Raw genomic sequence first — 18,308 nt, 5'->3', positions numbered from 1 at the left:
AGCCCTTGACCTAACTGTACTATAAAATTAGGGCCATTATATGTTGAAAGAGGATTTTACTATGTTACTTGGTATTCATCATGTGGCCATTATTTGTGGCGACTATGCACGCTCAAAGACCTTTTATCATCATATATTAGGCTTACGGATAATAGCTGAGAATTACCGCGCCGAACGTGACTCCTACAAGCTGGATTTAGCCTTACCCGATGGCAGCCAAATTGAACTCTTCTCTTTTAATAATGCACCGCTTAGACCCAGTTATCCCGAGGCTCAAGGGTTACGCCATTTAGCCTTTCGGGTCGATGATATTGATCAAGTGGTTGCACATTTAGTTTCCCATAACATTGATGTTGAACCTATTCGTGTCGATGAATACACTCAAAGACGATTTACCTTTTTTAATGACCCCGACGGTTTACCGTTAGAGCTTTATGCTGATCATTTTTAATGCAAAATTAAGCCAAACTCTGTAGTCTCCTGCAACATTTTATCTGTTGTACTTATATTTGCAGGAGCGCTCATTTTTATGTCTATTACCGCCATACAAAATAAACTAAAAATCATTGATCGCAGTAAGACCTTCCAGGGGTTTGTGATTTTTGTCATCGTGGTGTCGGCATTATCGATTGGCGCTCACACCTATCATTTACCCCAATGGTTAGAAAGTAGCTTATGGGTGTTAGACATCGGCATTACGGTGTTTTTTCTTTTCGAATTAATTATTCGCTACCTTGCCAGTGATGGCGTTAAAAGCTTTTTTTCTAAAGGATGGAATATTTTCGACACCATTATTGTGATTGGCAGCTTAATTCCACTCGGCGGTTCAACCGTTTTACTGGCTCGATTATTAAGAATATTTCGCGTACTGCGTTTAGTGTCTATGGTGCCTGAGCTGCGAATGCTGATTAATGCTTTATTTAAAGCCATTCCTCGCATGGGCTACATAGTGTTATTGATGTTTGTCATTTTTTATATTTATGGCGCAGTAGGCAGCATGTTCTTTGCTCACATCAATGAGTTTTTATGGGGCGATGTGTCTATTGCCATGTTGACCCTGTTTCGTATTTCCACGTTCGAGTCGTGGACATCAATTATGTATGAAACCATGGCGGTTTATCCGTTAAGTTGGATGTTTTATTTAAGCTTTATCTTTTTAACCACCTTCACCTTTTTAAATATGATGGTGGGCACGGTATTAGATGTAATGAGTGAAGAAAGCCGTCTGATGAGTGAGGCAAAGGCGAAGCAAGCACTGGACGCACAGCTTGATGAAAAAACTACTGAAGTGACTGAAGTATCGACGGAGCCAACATCGACTACATCCCAAGTCGCGGCATACGCCAGCGTGGAAGATATGCAAAAGTTGCATGATAAAATTGATCAACTCACCGCCTTGGTCATTCAGCAGCAAGCATCTGTTTTAGCAAATAGCGCAGCTACTACAAAAGTGAAGTAAGTTCTGGTTAATGTACCAACCCTATACATTGGCAGCATCTAGCTGAATTGAACCTGTTGATATTAAAAACAAAGCCCTTAAAAATTTTCAAGGGCTTTTTTTATGGGTTCAGGTTAATCTAAATAGTTCATTTATAAGCACAAGGAATTCGAGTGTCGACGCCTACTTTATCAACGTCTAAAAGCGCATCACCTAGCCGGGCTAAATCGTATTGGTTAGGCGCTTTGGCGGTGATGCCATTAACCATAGCGGTTATTCCATGGGGCATATTAGCGGGATCATTTGCGCTTGAGGTCGGGTTAACCGGCTTACAAAGCCAAGCCATGTCTGCAATTATTTTTGCCGGTAGCGCCCAGCTAGTGGCGTTAGGGATGATAAAAGCCGGCGTTGGTTTAAGCGGTATTCTTATCACCACCTTGTTGATCACTTCACGTCACGTGTTATATGCAATGGCAATGCGTAATCGAATTAGTCCATTACCATTGAAGTGGCGACTGTCGTTAGGTTTTCTATTAACCGATGAATTATTTGCGATAGCCAACCATGGCCAGCAACATAAGTTTGACCCCTGGTATGCCCTTGGTGGCGGCTTTACCTTTTATCTTGGGTGGAACATCGCGACCTTCATTGGCATTATAGCAGGACAAAATATTGATAATCTTGGTGAGCTTGGGCTAGATTTTGCCATTGCTGCCACCTTTATTGCCATTGTAGTGCCTACAGTGACTAAACCTTCGGTGTTAATTTGTGTGTTGGTGTCATTAGTATTAGCAGTAGTCTGTGCGGTATTAGGGTTACAATCTGGGTTATTAATTGCCTCATTGTCAGGCATGATAGCGGGTTACAGTTACGCTAAATTAACCGGCGAATTACAGTCGGAAAGTCAGCATTCAGAGCCTAATCCTCTTCAACCCGACGATGCTAGTAAGCAGGCTGCAAACAAGGATGTGCAATAATGATTTGGTTAACAATTATTTTAATGGCGATTATTGTGTTTGCCAGTCGGCATATTTTATTAGAGCCTAAAGTGCCAATACGCTTAAACCAAAAAACACTGACTTTTTTAAGTTATTCCGCCCCTGCAGTGTTAACGGCTATTTTTGCTCCTATCGTGTTTGCGCCTGAAAGTCAGCTCGATATTTCATTGTCTAATCCTTACCTTATCTGCGCCGTCGTTGCGACATTACTGGCATGGCTGACTAAAAATACCCTATTAACCACTATTGTGAGTATGGGACTATTTTTTATTATTTATTAAACCGAACAGTAACTTTGGACGTAATAACTGTCATCTAGTTGTATTTAGAGTCAGTTACAATAATCAATGCAACTTTATTCAATCGGATAAATTAAGCATGTAAACCTGCATTAAATAAACGTTAAATACTTAACGATATGAGACGTTAAATCTATTAGGCTTTTGATGATCCAAAACACTGTGGTAGTTAATAAAGAGGATGTTATGAATAAAACGCTATTAATTACAGGCGTGGGTAAACGGATAGGTTATGCACTAGCAAAGCACTTTTTAGCCCGTGGAGATAATGTGATTGGCACTTATCGCAGCCACTATGACAGCATAGAGCAGTTACGTAAGTTAGGTGCAACCCTTATTCAATGCGATTTAACTGATGCAGCATCGATAGCGCACTTGATTGAGCAAGTTAACGCATCTACTCGTTTAGACTGCATCATTCATAATGCCTCCGATTGGTTACCCGATAACAGCGGCTTAAGCGCCAGTGAAACCATTAATCGTATGATGCAAGTGCATGTAAATGCCCCTTACGAAATCAACTTAGCGCTAGCTGACTTACTGATCTCAACAGCGCAGTTAAATCATCAGACTATTGGTGCCAGCAATATTATTCATATTACTGACTATGTCGCCGAAAAGGGCAGTAAAAAACACATTGCCTATGCTGCTAGTAAAGCCGCGCTGCACAACTTAACCTTATCTTTTGCCGCAAAATTAGCGCCACACGTTAAAGTAAATTCTATTGCACCGGCAATGATTTTATTTAACGAACACGACGATGAAGCATACAAAATCAAAGCGCTAGCTAAAGCGGTTTTACCCAAAGAAGCCGGTAATAGCGAAATTATTGCGCTAGTGGAATACCTACAATCAAGCCATTACGTTACCGGCCGCAGTTATGCGGTTGATGGTGGCAGGCATTTGGTGTAATCAACACAGTTTTAAATGAAGATAAAAAACATTTAGACTTCTAGATGGCTATTTGCTAGTGTGGATATTAATCAATATTTCACACTAACCATCACCACAAGGAAGGTCTATGTCAGCAGATACTCAGTTTACGGCAAATTTAAAGCTTGAATCGCTTGCGTTACACCATGGCTATAAGTCAGAAGCGACCACCAAGGCTGCTGCAGTGCCGATTTACCAAACCACGTCATACACCTTCGATGATACCCAGCATGGTGCCGATTTATTTGATTTAAAAGTGCCTGGCAATATCTATACTCGCATAATGAACCCGACAACGGATGTGCTTGAACAACGCATGGCAGCCATTGAAGGTGGCATTGCAGCCTTGGCCGTTGCATCAGGTATGGCAGCAATTACGTATGCGATTCAGGCGTTAACCCAGGTCGGCGATAACATTGTTAGTACTAGCCAGTTATACGGTGGCACCTATAATTTATTTGCCCATACGTTGCCGCGCCAAGGCGTTGAAGTGCGTATGGCAGCGTATGATGATTACGCGGGTCTTGATGCGCTAATTGATGATAAAACCAAAGCACTATTTTGTGAGTCAATAGGTAATCCAGCCGGTAATGTGGTCGACTTACAGCGTTTAGCTGAAATTGCCCATAAACATGGTGTGCCGTTAATTGTTGATAATACCGTAGCAACACCAGTGTTATGTCGTGCATTCGACCACGGTGCTGACATTGTTATTCACTCACTGACCAAATACATAGGCGGTCACGGTACTACCATTGGCGGAGTGATTATTGATTCAGGTAAATTTGATTGGGTGGCGAATAAAGCCCGTTTTGGATTATTAAATGAGCCAGATCCGTCTTATCACGGCGTGGTTTATACCCAGGCCTTTGGCCCTGCTGCATTTATTGGCCGTTGTCGCGTAGTGCCGCTACGTAATACGGGTGCTGCATTATCACCACAAAGCGCATTTTTGTTACTACAAGGTCTAGAAACATTGAGCTTACGCATGGAGCGCCATTGTAGTAACGCCTTAACTTTAGCTCAGTTTTTAGAAAATCATCCTAACGTCAGCTGGGTGAATTATGCCGCGCTACCGAATAGCCCACAATTTGAACGTTGCCAGAAAATTACTGGCGGTAAAGCCTCAGGTATTGTTAGCTTTGGTATTAAAGCGGCAGATGCGCAGGCTGGTAAAGTCGCGGGCGGTAAGTTTATTGATGCACTGCAAATGGTGTTACGTCTAGTGAATATTGGTGATGCCAAGTCACTTGCGTGTCACCCTGCCAGCACCACCCACAGACAACTGGATGCCGCTGAGCTTGCTAAAGCGGGTGTATCAGAGGACCTGGTCAGAATTTCAGTGGGTATTGAACATATCGACGATATTATTGCCGATGTGAGTCAGGCGCTGGATAAAGCTTCAAGTTAATGCACTGTTAACTGCAGTGTAATTAAGCGCTAAAAGTAAACGTTAGCTTAAACAAAAATCCCCATTACATATCAATGTAATGGGGATTTTTGTTATCAAGCAGCCTATAAAAGCTAAGCGGGCTAAATGACTAGGTCCGTTGAACTTCGCTGCAAAAACAATCTTGAAAGTTCAACAGACCCTAGACGCCTGCTTTGGCTAAACGTCGTGTTGGGGTTATCACTAATGGCAGCGGAATATCCCAACACTCAATCGGTAAATGGCTCACCTGTTGGCAGTCGTGGGCAAATCCAACCGCCAGAGGTTTATTGTTCACGCTGTTTTTTAAGGTTCGGTCGTAATAGCCGCCACCCATTCCCATACGATTACAACTAGCATCAAACGCCACCAGTGGGGTGACAATCATGTCTAGCTTGGGCGTAGGAATTATGTCTTGTACATTAAGTTTAGGCTCTGAAATACCAAACTTATTCTTAATCAATACCGAGTCGCGATGGTAGTGGCAAAATAATAAATGACCTGGACTGAATGGATGTATTAAGGGTAAATAGGTTTTCACCCCAATATGCCATAACGCTTCAATCAGCTTTTCGGTTGCTAACTCACCATCATGACTAAAGTACAATGCTACGTGCTCGGCATTACGTTGCTGAATTTCAGCTAACATATGGCGGCTAGCAATTAAGGCTAATTGGTGTTGTTCCGCAACGGTAAAGCTTTTACGCTCATGACGAATGTGGCGACGAATAAAGTCACGGCTCATGCCCTGACTATCGAACAAGGCATAACGCTCTTGGTTGCTTAGTTCAAAACCAGAATCTTGATGGGCTAGATTATCAATATGTAAGTGTTGATTATTGGCATCTACAGCAGACAGGGCTTGATTAGCACTGTCTAAGTTTTTATTTACTGATGAAAAGTATGTAGTGTTAGCGGGCTCTGACTCTGCAGGTAATTCAGCAGTGTTCATGTAGCGAGTAATAGTCATAAATTAGGATGCTCCCCAAGATACCGTAGTAGGTGTAAGCCCTTGAACCGTAGGTTCAAGGCGGGTAAATGTTCATATCCTAAGGCTTCTCGATACGAGCCGAGCATGCACAATGTCAATGAAAGCATTCACCCTGGGTTTGTAAATATCGGCACAGGGACATTACCCACACACGCGTATCCCAGGGAGCAAAACAGGTTGATAATTGCTAAAGCAAGTATCTAAAACTTATTTTAGTCGTCCTTGCGGCTTCTTTCAATCAACGAATGTTCCAATGTTGATTGTAACAAAGAAATACGCTCGTCCATTTGCGCCATATAGTGTCTATTTTTTTGCTTTTCTTCATACAGCTCGTTACCAATATTAAGCGCGGCCATAATGGCTAATTCTTCACGACTTAAATTATTGGTACGGGTTTTAAGGTTGGTCAGTTGTTTTTCGACCTCGCTAGCCACCGAGCGTAAGGTATCCTCGCGTCCTTTTGGACATGCGATAGAGTAGGTGCGCCCTAGAAGGGTTATTTCAACTGCGCTGGTACTCATAATGTCGCGGCAAGATCCTTTAATAAAAGCTTATTTTGTTAAAGCCGAACTATATAGGTGTGCCTATCAAAGCGCAAGGCAAGCGCACGCCTTTTTAACTATTTGCTGGATGTCTGAGCAAATCTGTCTTTTATCTCACATCATGGCTGCAAGTATTTGGCGCAAATAGCGAACTCTGCTAGCATTGGGAAAGTTATCGCCCATTAGGAAATCACCATGGCAACCCCACCTTCATTATGTATCGACAACCTTAAAAAAGCGCTCGACGACGCCGAAATTGGCCAGCATCCTGTTGAAGTACATGGCGCATTAGTCGGATTAATTTGTGGTGGTGTAGATCAAGAAAACCATGCATGGGTAGCGCCGTTAATTGATTTAATGAATGACGGCCAGCCGCTAGAAACCAGTTTACTGCAGTTAATAAATGAGCTTTACCAGGACACAGTCGCCCGTTTGGTAGATTTTGATTTTGGTTTTACCTTACTACTGCCAGAAGAAGAAGTGTCGTTATCACATCGTGTTGAAGCCCTGTCGTTATGGACCCAAAGCTTTTTAACCGGTATTGCCATTATTCAGCCTAAATTGAACGAGGCATCGGCCGACGTCAAAGAAGTGATAAAAGATTTAGCCGAAATTGCCCAAGTTGAATTTGATGTTGGCGAAGATGAAGAATCAGAAACCGCTTACGTAGAGTTACAAGAGTTTGTGCGTATGGCCGCGATTTTATGTTATGCCGAGTTTGGTCCTGAGCCATCAATGGATAACGCAGATGACACTCAAAAAGTGCATTAATATTTGATCGCCCGTTTCGGTTTTGATCGTATGTTTAGCTAGTGTGCTTTGACCAATAGACGGTGTGCTTTAACCAGTAAGCAATGAGTTGATATATGAGTTCAGCATCCACAGCAGTATTACAACCCTTTGATATCGTCATTGTTGGCGGCGCCATGGCGGGTGCCTCATTAGCCTTAGGCTTAGCTAAGCTAAATCAAGGCCGAACACAGACGTTATCTATTGCCCTTATTGAAGCACATCAAGCCGACGACAGTCACCCAGGGTTTGATGCCCGCTCAATTGCCATTGCCCACGGCTCTATTTTTGAACTTGAACGTTTAGGTATCTGGCCCAAACTGAGCCATTTAGGTACCGCCATTGCCGACATTCATATCTCTGATCGTGGTCATTTTGGTATGACTGAACTCAATGCCAAACCATTAGGTTTACCGGCATTAGGTCAGGTGGTTGAACTAGCCCAAGTGGGTAAAGTGTTATTTGAACAACTGCAACAAGCCAATATCAGTTTGTTTTGTCCGGCTAAACTCAGCCAGTTAACCACAGACACCGACGGCCATTATTTAACTCTGGACGATGGCAGCAGGCTAAGTGCTAAATTGCTGGTGGCCGCAGACGGTGCCAACTCAGTGGTTCGTCAGCAACTTAATCAAGGTGCTGACAGTATAGACTTTAACCAAAGTGCCATTGTCGCCAATATTCAAACCGACCAACCGCATCAAAACTGTGCCTATGAACGCTTTACCGAAACAGGCCCGCTAGCTCTGCTGCCTATGGGCAATGTAAAGGGAATGCAAGCCAAAAATAGTGCTAGATTATCGCTTGTGTGGGCCGTATCGCCAGCGCAAGCACAGCAATTAGCACACACAGATGAAGCCGATTTTTTACAGCAATTGCAGCAAGCTTTTGGTAATAGAGTAGGGCGTTTTACTCAAGTGGGTAAACGAGTCACTTATCCGCTTACGTTAACCACCATGGCACGACCGATATTTCATCGCTGCGTGTTTATTGGTAATGCGGCGCAAACACTGCACCCAATAGCAGGGCAAGGGTTTAACTTAGGCTTACGTGACGTGGTGGGCTTGATCAAAGTGATTGAGTCTGAGCTTAATCGTCAACAAACTGCTGATAGAAATTTAGATGCCGAGACTAAAACGGATGCAGCAATTGATGTTGGTACAAGCGCTATTTTGCATCAATATTTAGCCTCTCGCCAAAGTGATCGCGACAGCACGCTACGTAACATTGAGTTTTTAGTACGCGGGTTTTCTAATCAACACTGGCCACTCGTGGCAGGACGTTCAATAGGATTACGATTACTGTCTTGGCTGCCGCCGTTAAAACGTCCCGTTGCCCAAATTGCGATGGGCTGGCGTTAGCGGCTTAGTGCTGATTATTATAGATTAAACGACTTAAATTTTGACTGACGCTTTAAAAGGACACTGCTATGTACACCACCCAAACTTTTGATGTCGCCATAGTGGGCGGCGGTATGGTCGGCCTAGCGACCGCAATTGGTTTAGCTGAAGCCAATTTAACTGTGGTGGTTATTGATGCTGGCAGTACACAAGCTCCCAGTGGTGAACCTAAACTACGAGTCAGTGCGATTAATAAAGCCAGTCAGCAACTGTTAACCAACTTAGGTGCATGGCAAATTCTGGACCATAGCCGAGTCAGCCCTTATCAAAAAATGCAGGTGTGGGACAAAGACGGCATGGGCAAAATTGAATTCGACGCCCACTCAATCAGCGAAAATCATCTCGGCGCGATCATTGAAAACGACGCCATAAGCTTTGCCCTAGCCAAACGTGTCAGTGAACTCAGCAACATTACCTATATTGAACAACAAAAACTTCAACGCATAGCCTTTGGTGAACGTGAAGCCTGGTTAACCCTTGAAAATGGCGACAATATCTCAGCCGCGCTGGTGATTGGTGCAGACGGCGCCAATTCCTGGGTGCGTCAGCAATGCCAAATACCGCTAACATTCTGGGACTACGGCCACCATGCTATTGTCGCCACCGTTCGCACCGAACTTAGTCACGATGCAACCGCTAGACAAGCTTTTTTACCCGACGGCCCATTAGCTATGTTGCCGTTATATGATGACAATTTATGCTCAATTGTGTGGTCAACATCACCGCAGCACGCTGAGCAGTTACTTGCTGCTGATGATAAAGCCTTTGGCAAAGCCCTTACCGCCGCATTAGACAGCCGTTTAGGTGTGTGTGAAGTGGTAAGCGAGCGCCATGCGTTTCCGTTAAGAATGCGCTATGCCCGGCATTTTGCCCGCCATCGTTTAGTATTAGCCGGAGATGCCGCCCACACGATTCATCCATTGGCGGGACAAGGGGTAAACCTAGGCTTTTTAGATGCTGCCAGTATTATTCAAACTGTGGCTGAACTGCATGAACAAGGCAAAGATATTGGTGATTATCGCCATTTGCGTGCATTAGAACGCTGGCGCAAAGCGGATGCAATGGAGATGATAGCCACTATGGAAGGCTTTAAAAGACTCTTTGCTGGACGCAATCCGCTTAAAAAAGCCATCCGCGACATCGGATTATCGCTGGTGGATAATGTTGCTGGGCTAAAAACAGTGTTCATCAGACAAGCCATGGGTAACAAGATGACATTACCTAAACTGTGTCGTGAATCGATTTCTTCCTAATAATCCTTAAAATCGCTTATATATCAGGCCATCCAGCGCGATTGATGTTTTTAATCTAAACCAACTGTAAATTTATTACAGCTTTCGCATTAGCCAAACTAATGCGAAGTAAGTCGGATTAGAAAATTTTCTGGTATACAATTTCACTCTGCCGAGTATAATTTTGTCCAAATTTTAGCAAATACCTAGGTCGTGTTTCTAACATGGCACTACCCACAATAAGGGATAATAATGGCTAGCAAAACGGTACTCTTCAATAAGCATTTAGCATCAAAAGCCAAGATGGTCGATTTTTACGGCTGGGAAATGCCAATTAACTATGGTTCACAAATAGAAGAGCATCACGCTGTTCGTCAAGATGCGGGCATGTTCGACGTGTCACACATGACCGTTGTAGATGTAACAGGCACAGACGCTTGTGCATTTTTACGTAAACTATTAGCTAACGATGTTGCTAAACTTCAAGTCGCGGGCAAAGCCTTATACGGCGGTATGCTAGACGAAAACGCCGGTATCATTGATGATTTAATCACTTACTACCTGACCGATACCCATTACCGCGTGGTGGTTAACTCAGCCACACGTGTCAAAGATTTAGCCTGGATCAACAAGCAAGCCGCCGCATTTGATGTGACCATTACCGAACGCCCAGAGCTAGCAATGATCGCTGTTCAAGGTCCTAACGCTAAAGCAAAAGCCGCCAAAGTATTCAATGCTGAGCAAAATGCCGCAGTTGAAGGCATGAAGCCATTTTTTGGCGTGCAATCAGGCAGCTTATTCATTGCTACCACAGGTTATACCGGTGAAACAGGTTACGAGATTATTGTGCCTGAAGACGAAGCTGAAGCCCTATGGCAAGCTTTGTTAGACGTTGAAGTGCGTCCATGTGGTTTAGGCGCACGTGACACTTTGCGTTTAGAAGCCGGCATGAACCTATACGGTTTAGACATGGACGAAAGCATTAATCCATTAGCCGCTAACATGGGCTGGACTATCGCGTGGGAACCAACTGACCGTGACTTCATTGGCCGCGCCGCATTAACGGCATTAAAAGCCGCTGGTACTGACAAATTAGTCGGACTGGTTATGGAAGAAAAAGGCGTTTTACGCCATGATATGGCAGTGTTTTTTACCGACGAAAACGGTGTAGAGCATCAAGGTGCGATCACCAGCGGGACTTTCTCGCCAACTTTAGGCTATTCTATTGCCATGGCACGTGTACCTAATGGTATTGGTGCTACAGCTGAAGTTGAAATGCGTAAAAAACGCGTTGCGGTAAAAGTAATAGCACCAAACTTTGTACGCAATGGTAAACAAGCATTCTAAGTGTATAGTTTTGTACCAAGAAAAAATTATTGATTAAGCACTAAAATATCAGATAAAGGATAACGACAATGAGCAACATTCCAGCAGATTTGAAATACGCCTCTTCACACGAGTGGATCCGTCTTGAAACCGATGGTAGCTACACAGTAGGTATTACTGAACATGCTCAAGAGCTTTTAGGTGACATGGTATTCGTTGAATTACCAGAAGTGGGCGACACAGTTACTGCAGGTGAAGATTGTGCAGTAGCAGAATCTGTTAAAGCCGCATCAGATATCTATGCACCTATTTCAGGTGAAGTGATTGCTGTGAATGAATCATTAGAAGATTCACCAGAAAACGTTAACAGCGATGCATACGGCGAAGGTTGGTTTTTCCGCGTAATGCCATCTGATACGTCAGAAGTTGACGGTTTATTAGATGCTGACGGCTATCAAGAGGTTATCGACGAAGAGTAAATCTTGTCGACACTGAGAAGCTCCCTCGGGAGCTTCTTTGTTTTGTGTTACTTAATAGGCCTGGTAAATAATATCAGCAAAATGAGCCTTTTTTGATGATAACGGCGTATTAGACTGTTGTTACACATACCACTATTTTACACATACCCAGTTACTGTGCCCTACAGCCTACAACTGGCATTTTTGGAACAAGGTTAACCATGACCAAGCAAACTCTTACACAATTAGAACAGCACGAATTATTTCTAACTCGTCACATTGGTCCTAGTGCAGCTCAACAACAAGAAATGTTGAACTTTGTCGGCGCTGAGTCTTTAGAAGACTTAACCGCACAAACTGTGCCGGGAAAAATTCGTTTACCGCAAGACCTCACCATAGGTGATTCTTGTGGCGAAGCTGAAGGTATTAGCTACATCCGTGACATTGCCGATCAAAATAAAGTATTCAAAAGCTATATCGGTATGGGTTACTACGGCGTACAAGTGCCTAATGTTATTTTGCGTAACGTGTTTGAAAATCCAGGTTGGTACACAGCTTACACCCCTTACCAGCCAGAAATCGCCCAGGGTCGTTTAGAAGCTATTCTTAACTTCCAACAAGTGTCGATGGACTTAACCGGTCTTGATTTAGCCTCAGCATCATTATTAGATGAAGCCACCGCAGCGGCAGAGGCTATGGCATTAGCCAAGCGCGTGTCGAAAGCGAAAAAAGCTAACATATTCTTCGTTGCCGATGACGTATTCCCACAAACATTAGACGTAGTCAAAACCCGTGCTGAATGTTTTGGTTTTGAAGTGGTAGTTGGCCCAGCATCAGAGGCCGTTAATTACGAGCTATTTGGCGCGTTATTCCAATACACCAACCGTCATGGTCAAATTAGCGATTATTCTGAGTTATTTGCCACATTACGTGACAATAAAGTTATCGTTACCGTTGCGACTGACATTATGTCATTAGTGTTATTAAAATCACCAGGTTCAATGGGTGCAGACGTCGTATTTGGTAGTGCACAACGTTTTGGCGTACCAATGGGATACGGCGGACCACACGCAGCCTTCTTTGTTGCCCGTGACGAGCACAAACGCTCAATGCCAGGTCGTATCATTGGTGTATCTAAAGACGCCCGTGGTAACCCAGCACTGCGTATGGCGATGCAAACGCGCGAGCAACATATTCGCCGTGAAAAAGCCAACTCAAACATTTGTACAGCACAAATATTATTAGCCAACATGGCATCGTTTTATGCTGTATTCCACGGCCCACAAGGCTTAAAAACCATTGCTTCGCGCATTAACCGTTTTGCTGACATTCTTGCAGCAGGCTTACAAGCTAAAGGCTTAAGCCTAGTGAACAACACTTGGTTTGATACCATCAGTGTTAAAGGCGCCGATGTTGCTGCCATTAATGCCCGTGCTATAGCAGCAGAAATCAACCTACGTATCGACGCCGATGGCGTGTTTGGTGTCAGCTTCGATGAAACCACCATACGTAAAGACATTGCTGCACTGTTTGATGTGATTTTAGGCGCAGGCCATGGCTTAGATGTTGCGGCATTAGATGCGCAAATCGTCGCAAATGGTAGCCAATCAATTCCTGATGCATTAGTGCGTCAAGACGCTATTTTGACCCACCCAACGTTTAATCGCTACCAAAGCGAAACCGATATGATGCGTTATATCAAGCGTTTGGAAAACAAAGATTTAGCTCTAAATCACTCAATGATCTCGTTAGGTTCATGCACCATGAAGCTAAACGCGGCAGTAGAAATGCTACCGGTAAGCTGGCCAGAATTTGCTAACATGCACCCATTCTGCCCACTAGACCAAGCAAAGGGTTACACTAAGTTAATCAACGAATTATCTGAGTATTTAGTTAAAATCACCGGCTACGATGAAGTGTGTATTCAACCAAACTCAGGTGCACAGGGCGAATACGCTGGTCTATTAGCGATTAAGAAATACCACGAATCTCGCGGCGACGCGCATCGTAACATTTGCTTAATTCCACAATCTGCTCACGGTACTAACCCAGCATCGGCGCAATTGGCTGGTATGCAAGTGGTGGTGACTGCTTGTGACAAGCAAGGCAACATCGACTTAGAAGATTTACGTGCTAAAGCAAGCGAACTTGCAGACAGCCTGTCATGTATCATGATCACTTACCCATCTACCCACGGTGTGTATGAAGAAGCCATCCGCGAAGTGTGTGACATAGTGCACGAGTTTGGTGGTCAAGTTTACTTAGACGGCGCTAACATGAACGCCCAGGTTGGCTTAACATCTCCAGGCTTTATCGGTGCTGACGTATCGCATTTAAACCTACACAAAACCTTTGCTATCCCGCACGGCGGCGGTGGTCCAGGTATGGGCCCAATAGGTGTTAAAGCCCATCTTGCGCCATTTGTAGCGGGTCACGTAGTCGTTAAGCCAGGTCGTGTAAGCGACCATAACGGTGCAGTATCAGCAGCGCCATACGGCAGTGCTAGCATTTTACCTATCAGCTGGATGTACATTAAGCTGTTAGGCACTAAGGGTATTAAGCAATCAACCCAAACAGCATTATTGAACGCTAACTACATCATGAAAAAGCTACTACCACATTACCCAGTATTATTTACTGGCCGTAATGACCGCGTAGCGCACGAATGTATTATTGATTTACGTCCGCTAAAAGAAACCTCAGGCGTAACTGAAATGGACATCGCTAAGCGACTAAATGACTACGGCTTCCACGCCCCAACTATGAGCTTCCCAGTAGCGGGAACCTTAATGATTGAGCCAACGGAATCTGAATCTAAAGTTGAATTAGATCGTTTCATCGAAGCTATGATCTCTATTCGTGGTGAGATTGCCAAGGTAGAAGCAGGCGAGTGGCCAGCAGACAATAACCCATTACATAACGCACCGCACACACTAGCCGATATTATGGACAGCGAGTTTGACTCACGTCCATACAGCCGCGAAGTAGCCGTGTTCCCAACAGCATCAGCTAAAGCTAACAAGTTCTGGCCAACGGTAAACCGTATTGACGATGTTTATGGGGATCGTAATTTGATGTGTTCTTGCGCACCAATGGAAGATTATCAGTAAATGATAATGGCTACTTGGCCTCGATAATACGGCTTCAGTTTAAGGTTTTTACTGCTCATTGACACCAGTCAACTCCGCGGCGAAAACCTCAAACTTCATTGTCTTATCATCGCCAGCGACGCAATTATGGTCGTAGTAGGCCAAACGTCATTCCGGTAATGCTTCTGAGCCGGAACCTAAAGCATTAAAAAAGCGACCTTCGGGTCGCTTTTTTGTTTGTGTCACACCAGAAAAGTTCTAAACACACCTCATGGCGGTAATGTTTATTTACGTCATTCCGGTAATGCTTTTGAGCCGGAATCCAGCTTTATTCATTTACATTGACACCAGTCAACTCGGAGGCGAAAACCTCAAACATCATTCTCTTATCATCGCCAATCACGCAATTATGGTGGCAGTGGGCTTCGTTCAATGATCCGAATAAAAGCAATAAAAAAGCGAATAGTGCGGTTCGCTTTTTTATTGGATGAAATAAAGGTAGATGTGAAATGCTTTAATCTAACCTGCTAATATAAATAAGTTATTTAAATTTATATTGAACTTTGTTAATGTGATGCCGTTTTTTTAGATAATAATTCAAGGGTTAGGATGGAATCTACATTTAAAAGTTCAGAACATGATCATCAAGGGATCTCTGAAGCACTCGATATTGAAAATAATACAGCTACTGTCATTTCAGATGGCAGCTTACATCCTAAATCTGAATTATCGAATTTAGAATTGATGGAGTTATGGAGGCGTAATCTACACCACCTACTTCAACAATTGGGTTTAAAATCTAGTGATGACATGCTGGTTAGCGAACTTAAAGATATCAATTCCGAGATAATCGAAAAGCTACATTATCTTAAGAAAACAGATGAACAGCTCAAGCTTGACAGCGATTTTACTTTATCGAACTTGGGGTTTGAAAAATATAAGTCCGCTCATTTATTAGTTGTAAATTTTTTTACAGAACTTTATAAACAAAAAAAAGCTGAAGAAGAGAGGGCTTCGGCAAAATTTTATTTCTTCTCTCGTGCCAAGCATGTCTCGCAACAAAAAAAGACGATCCCTTGGTTCTATGCGCTTTTCCACTCGATATTACTAATTGTTAGCTGTTTAATATTAGCTGTTGTAGCGTTAAGTTTATTTATATTAACTCAACAAAATTTAATCGTAATGTTTTTAGTTTTTGTTTCTGTTATTCATATTTTTTCTATCGCTATAAAAAAAATAAAAAAATATAAGATATCGGCTAGAACTCCATTGAGATTTTTGGTTAGTTTTCTCAGTATTTGCTCCCAAAATGTTGCTTTATACGCAATGTTTTTTATAGTGGTCCCTTCTGTAGTTATATTTGACGTTAAGCCTCATTGGCGCGATGATTTTATAATCATAGGATTGGCAATTTTTTCATTGGTCATTTGGGAGCACTCTCGTGAGACGAGTAAACCTAAAGTTGGTTCTGATAACAAAAAAGTAGTGCTGAATGATACTGAAAATTGTGCAGATGCAAAGGTGAAAAAATAATGCACCGAATAATAATTTTACTATCACTTTTACTTTTTTGCCGTTCAGTTTCGGCATTAGATATCGATATAACTGAAGCATGTAAAGAAAACAAAGAGCAACAAAATGCCATGTTTGGCAAAATGTCGACATCTTACTCTGAAGCTTTTTTGTCCGGTCAATGTATTGGTTTTGAAAAAATCAACGTTCGCTATAGTCGCTACGAGATAATCTACCTTGATAGCTTTGAAGATTTACCTAATGCTTGCTCTGAGTTTGTGGAAAAAAAGAAGCTTTAGTTCCCTTTTTGAGTACCTCATTATCCGAAGCCACACTAGCAGGAATGTGTGTTGGGGCCATCTATAAAGTCTCGACAATATGCAATAAGGCTTATGGAGTCAGGTATCTAGATATTGCTAAAGGGATTGTTGGCCTCAGTGCTGAGGATGCGGTAAATCGTATTGGTTACCATTTTGGTTGTAACGAGTATCAATATGGCCAGTAAAGGTAACAGTATCGCAGCGGTAGCATCACGTGCGCTTGGAGTGGAACGAAAACTTCTTCCTGAGCGTTTGCGTGATCGCCTTAATTATTATGTTAAAAATGAAAGTCTTAAAAATAGGCTATTAAGTGAGCCAGATGTTAACTCTGAGGCTAATAAATATACCCCACGTCCAATTCGTACTGGGAGTTGTAAATTCGTTAGAAATCTAGTCGTACTAGATACTTTGTTTAATGATTATGGAATTGTGACCAAGTGTCTCAATGATGATGTACCTAGTAAAGAAGCACTAGGGCAATTTTTTGCTGAGTGGCGGGCTAAAAAAATGCTTTATCAAGCATTAGAGTCAAACTTGCCTGCGTTAGAGGCATTTTTTACCAGAGATAATATCGACTGGGAACAGGATGAAGTACCTTATCCATTTAGTGATGGTGATTACAGCTCGGTAGATTTAATTACTAAAGTGATTATGGCTGACAATAATCCCTCTCCATATGATTGTGCAATTAAAGCAGTAATAACAAATCAGTTTGAGCAGCTAGGCCAGATTTTAGACCATTCACCAGAGCATTTTGTTAGTGTTGAAGGGCAATGGTTAGTGCAACTTTATCAAGCTAAATGCAAAGAGTATAAGGATTTTTACGAATTACTAAATAAATACAATTAAGGTCTTTTTTGTGAAACTCACAGTTTGATACTTGTTCCTGAAGTCAGCGCAGAGTGTGCTGACTAACAGGAGAAGATTATGTATCAACTAATTTTGTTTTATTTGCTTAATGCAAAACATTTAAGTCCCACTGATAAAGCCTTAAAGCACCAATTAACATCTAAGTTAAACTCAGCTAGTAAACCAGCGAGAGGAACGAATGATGCTTAAGTCGCTAAAAAAGAATCTTACAAATGTCCCCACGGCTTATGAAACTAATCCTAACTCTTCATTAAGTAACCTTTCTAGGTCATTACTTAAAAGGCATCGAGAGCTCATCACACAACTAACCGTTGGCGAGCATCCACAAGCGCTTGGAGCAAAAAAATTCGTTGTCTACCTAATCTATATCGTATGCGTATGGGACGAAGTTACCGCATGCTTATTGGTTTTAATGGGAAGGAATGGATTTCATTAGGGCTGTATCCCCGTCAGTATTTTACCACCTTAATCAATAGACGAAGGCGCTAATCATTCTGGTTGCGTAACTCAATTAAGTTAATGAAAAAGGAAATTGAAATGTCTAAAAAAATTAAGCCTCAAGATAATGCTGCTAATCAAAAAAATGCTAACAAAGGTACTGATGGTACTAACCGTCAATACGATCAAGCACAAGGTAATCGTGGTAAGCAAAAGCAGCAGAATAACAAGTAAATCTAAATAT

Annotated in this window: 18 protein-coding genes and 1 other RNA gene; 16 read left to right on the top strand and 3 right to left on the bottom strand. The window is 42.6% G+C overall.

Going from position 1 to position 18,308, the window contains the following annotated elements; genetic code table 11:
• Positions 1 to 61: 61 nt before the first annotated feature.
• From gloA2 to ACRWP9_RS17995, 6 genes are all read left to right on the top strand, one after another.
• Positions 62 to 451, top strand: a complete 390-nt coding sequence (gene gloA2, locus ACRWP9_RS18020; protein ID WP_434929135.1) for an SMU1112c/YaeR family gloxylase I-like metalloprotein — start codon at positions 62 to 64, stop codon at positions 449 to 451.
• Between the two features lie 78 nt (positions 452 to 529).
• The gene (locus ACRWP9_RS18015; protein WP_434927127.1) at positions 530 to 1,459 is read left to right on the top strand and encodes an ion transporter; all 930 of its coding nucleotides are present in this window, start codon (positions 530 to 532) and stop codon (positions 1,457 to 1,459) included.
• A 224-nt stretch (positions 1,460 to 1,683) separates the two neighbouring features.
• Positions 1,684 to 2,415, top strand: a complete 732-nt coding sequence (locus tag ACRWP9_RS18010) for an AzlC family ABC transporter permease (protein WP_434929134.1) — start codon at positions 1,684 to 1,686, stop codon at positions 2,413 to 2,415.
• Positions 2,415 to 2,717, top strand: coding sequence for an AzlD domain-containing protein (locus ACRWP9_RS18005; RefSeq protein WP_226413380.1), 303 nt, complete (start codon positions 2,415 to 2,417; stop codon positions 2,715 to 2,717). The genes ACRWP9_RS18010 and ACRWP9_RS18005 overlap by 1 nt, the downstream gene beginning before the upstream one ends.
• Before the next feature lie 204 nt (positions 2,718 to 2,921).
• Positions 2,922 to 3,647: a dihydromonapterin reductase gene (folM, locus tag ACRWP9_RS18000; protein WP_434927126.1), complete on the top strand. Its 726-nt coding sequence runs from the start codon at positions 2,922 to 2,924 to the stop codon at positions 3,645 to 3,647.
• Between the two features lie 109 nt (positions 3,648 to 3,756).
• The gene (locus ACRWP9_RS17995; protein ID WP_434927125.1) at positions 3,757 to 5,079 is read left to right on the top strand and encodes an O-acetylhomoserine aminocarboxypropyltransferase/cysteine synthase family protein; all 1,323 of its coding nucleotides are present in this window, start codon (positions 3,757 to 3,759) and stop codon (positions 5,077 to 5,079) included.
• 181 nt (positions 5,080 to 5,260) lie between these two features.
• Here the strand turns inward: ACRWP9_RS17995 and ACRWP9_RS17990 are convergent, their stop codons facing one another.
• The 3 genes from ACRWP9_RS17990 to ACRWP9_RS17980 form a co-directional block, all read right to left on the bottom strand.
• Entirely contained in the window at positions 5,261 to 6,067 is an 807-nt protein-coding gene (locus ACRWP9_RS17990; RefSeq protein ID WP_434927124.1) for a 5-formyltetrahydrofolate cyclo-ligase, read from the bottom strand.
• 8 nt (positions 6,068 to 6,075) lie between these two features.
• Positions 6,076 to 6,258: non-coding RNA, 6S RNA (gene ssrS, locus ACRWP9_RS17985), on the bottom strand.
• A gap of 42 nt (positions 6,259 to 6,300) precedes the next feature.
• Positions 6,301 to 6,609 carry a cell division protein ZapA gene (locus ACRWP9_RS17980; protein ID WP_226413388.1) on the bottom strand — a complete coding sequence of 103 codons (309 nt, stop codon included), beginning with the start codon at positions 6,607 to 6,609 and terminating at the stop codon, positions 6,301 to 6,303.
• 216 nt (positions 6,610 to 6,825) lie between these two features.
• Here ACRWP9_RS17980 and ACRWP9_RS17975 point away from each other — a divergent pair, with 216 nt between their 5' ends.
• The 10 genes from ACRWP9_RS17975 to ACRWP9_RS17930 all read left to right on the top strand — a co-directional run bounded on the left by ACRWP9_RS17975 (position 6,826) and on the right by ACRWP9_RS17930 (position 18,298).
• On the top strand, positions 6,826 to 7,401 hold the full coding sequence (locus ACRWP9_RS17975; RefSeq protein WP_434927123.1) for a UPF0149 family protein: 576 nt from the start codon (positions 6,826 to 6,828) through the stop codon (positions 7,399 to 7,401).
• Between the two features lie 95 nt (positions 7,402 to 7,496).
• On the top strand, positions 7,497 to 8,780 hold the full coding sequence (gene ubiH / locus ACRWP9_RS17970) for a 2-octaprenyl-6-methoxyphenyl hydroxylase (RefSeq protein WP_434927122.1): 1,284 nt from the start codon (positions 7,497 to 7,499) through the stop codon (positions 8,778 to 8,780).
• Between the two features lie 68 nt (positions 8,781 to 8,848).
• Positions 8,849 to 10,072, top strand: coding sequence for an FAD-dependent oxidoreductase (locus tag ACRWP9_RS17965; RefSeq protein WP_434927121.1), 1,224 nt, complete (start codon positions 8,849 to 8,851; stop codon positions 10,070 to 10,072).
• Positions 10,073 to 10,303: 231 nt separating this feature from the next.
• Entirely contained in the window at positions 10,304 to 11,398 is a 1,095-nt protein-coding gene (gene gcvT / locus ACRWP9_RS17960) for a glycine cleavage system aminomethyltransferase GcvT (RefSeq protein ID WP_226413396.1), read from the top strand.
• Between the two features lie 68 nt (positions 11,399 to 11,466).
• Positions 11,467 to 11,856, top strand: coding sequence for a glycine cleavage system protein GcvH (gcvH, locus tag ACRWP9_RS17955; RefSeq protein WP_434927120.1), 390 nt, complete (start codon positions 11,467 to 11,469; stop codon positions 11,854 to 11,856).
• Between the two features lie 200 nt (positions 11,857 to 12,056).
• On the top strand, positions 12,057 to 14,945 hold the full coding sequence (gene gcvP, locus ACRWP9_RS17950) for an aminomethyl-transferring glycine dehydrogenase (RefSeq protein ID WP_434927119.1): 2,889 nt from the start codon (positions 12,057 to 12,059) through the stop codon (positions 14,943 to 14,945).
• A 588-nt stretch (positions 14,946 to 15,533) separates the two neighbouring features.
• Positions 15,534 to 16,457 carry a hypothetical protein gene (locus tag ACRWP9_RS17945; protein WP_434927118.1) on the top strand — a complete coding sequence of 308 codons (924 nt, stop codon included), beginning with the start codon at positions 15,534 to 15,536 and terminating at the stop codon, positions 16,455 to 16,457.
• On the top strand, positions 16,457 to 16,735 hold the full coding sequence (locus tag ACRWP9_RS17940) for a hypothetical protein (RefSeq protein WP_434927117.1): 279 nt from the start codon (positions 16,457 to 16,459) through the stop codon (positions 16,733 to 16,735). Before ACRWP9_RS17945 ends, ACRWP9_RS17940 begins: the two co-directional genes overlap by 1 nt.
• A gap of 195 nt (positions 16,736 to 16,930) precedes the next feature.
• Positions 16,931 to 17,605, top strand: a complete 675-nt coding sequence (locus ACRWP9_RS17935) for a hypothetical protein (RefSeq protein ID WP_434927116.1) — start codon at positions 16,931 to 16,933, stop codon at positions 17,603 to 17,605.
• A gap of 558 nt (positions 17,606 to 18,163) precedes the next feature.
• Positions 18,164 to 18,298, top strand: a complete 135-nt coding sequence (locus ACRWP9_RS17930; protein ID WP_434927115.1) for a hypothetical protein — start codon at positions 18,164 to 18,166, stop codon at positions 18,296 to 18,298.
• Positions 18,299 to 18,308: the final 10 nt, after the last annotated feature.

This window comes from Shewanella sp. HL-SH2 (genome assembly GCF_051164935.1).
Classification (GTDB): domain Bacteria; phylum Pseudomonadota; class Gammaproteobacteria; order Enterobacterales; family Shewanellaceae; genus Shewanella; species Shewanella glacialimarina.
This window is presented reverse-complemented; position numbering and strand designations above follow the sequence as displayed.

Bases quoted from the DNA above. Each gene is read 5' to 3' on its own strand.
- ACRWP9_RS17935 (WP_434927116.1), top strand. From the start codon at position 16,931: ATGGCCAGTAAAGGTAACAGTATCGCAGCGGTAGCATCACGTGCGCTT.
- ACRWP9_RS17945 (WP_434927118.1), top strand. From the start codon at position 15,534: ATGGAATCTACATTTAAAAGTTCAGAACATGATCATCAAGGGATCTCT.
- ACRWP9_RS17990 (WP_434927124.1), bottom strand. From the start codon at position 6,067: ATGACTATTACTCGCTACATGAACACTGCTGAATTACCTGCAGAGTCA.
- ubiH (WP_434927122.1), top strand. From the start codon at position 7,497: ATGAGTTCAGCATCCACAGCAGTATTACAACCCTTTGATATCGTCATT.
- ACRWP9_RS18015 (WP_434927127.1), top strand. From the start codon at position 530: ATGTCTATTACCGCCATACAAAATAAACTAAAAATCATTGATCGCAGT.
- ACRWP9_RS17940 (WP_434927117.1), top strand. From the start codon at position 16,457: ATGCACCGAATAATAATTTTACTATCACTTTTACTTTTTTGCCGTTCA.
- folM (WP_434927126.1), top strand. From the start codon at position 2,922: ATGAATAAAACGCTATTAATTACAGGCGTGGGTAAACGGATAGGTTAT.
- ACRWP9_RS17980 (WP_226413388.1), bottom strand. From the start codon at position 6,609: ATGAGTACCAGCGCAGTTGAAATAACCCTTCTAGGGCGCACCTACTCT.
- gcvH (WP_434927120.1), top strand. From the start codon at position 11,467: ATGAGCAACATTCCAGCAGATTTGAAATACGCCTCTTCACACGAGTGG.
- gcvT (WP_226413396.1), top strand. From the start codon at position 10,304: ATGGCTAGCAAAACGGTACTCTTCAATAAGCATTTAGCATCAAAAGCC.
- ACRWP9_RS17975 (WP_434927123.1), top strand. From the start codon at position 6,826: ATGGCAACCCCACCTTCATTATGTATCGACAACCTTAAAAAAGCGCTC.
- gloA2 (WP_434929135.1), top strand. From the start codon at position 62: ATGTTACTTGGTATTCATCATGTGGCCATTATTTGTGGCGACTATGCA.
- ACRWP9_RS17930 (WP_434927115.1), top strand. From the start codon at position 18,164: ATGTCTAAAAAAATTAAGCCTCAAGATAATGCTGCTAATCAAAAAAAT.
- ACRWP9_RS17995 (WP_434927125.1), top strand. From the start codon at position 3,757: ATGTCAGCAGATACTCAGTTTACGGCAAATTTAAAGCTTGAATCGCTT.
- ACRWP9_RS17965 (WP_434927121.1), top strand. From the start codon at position 8,849: ATGTACACCACCCAAACTTTTGATGTCGCCATAGTGGGCGGCGGTATG.
- gcvP (WP_434927119.1), top strand. From the start codon at position 12,057: ATGACCAAGCAAACTCTTACACAATTAGAACAGCACGAATTATTTCTA.
- ACRWP9_RS18005 (WP_226413380.1), top strand. From the start codon at position 2,415: ATGATTTGGTTAACAATTATTTTAATGGCGATTATTGTGTTTGCCAGT.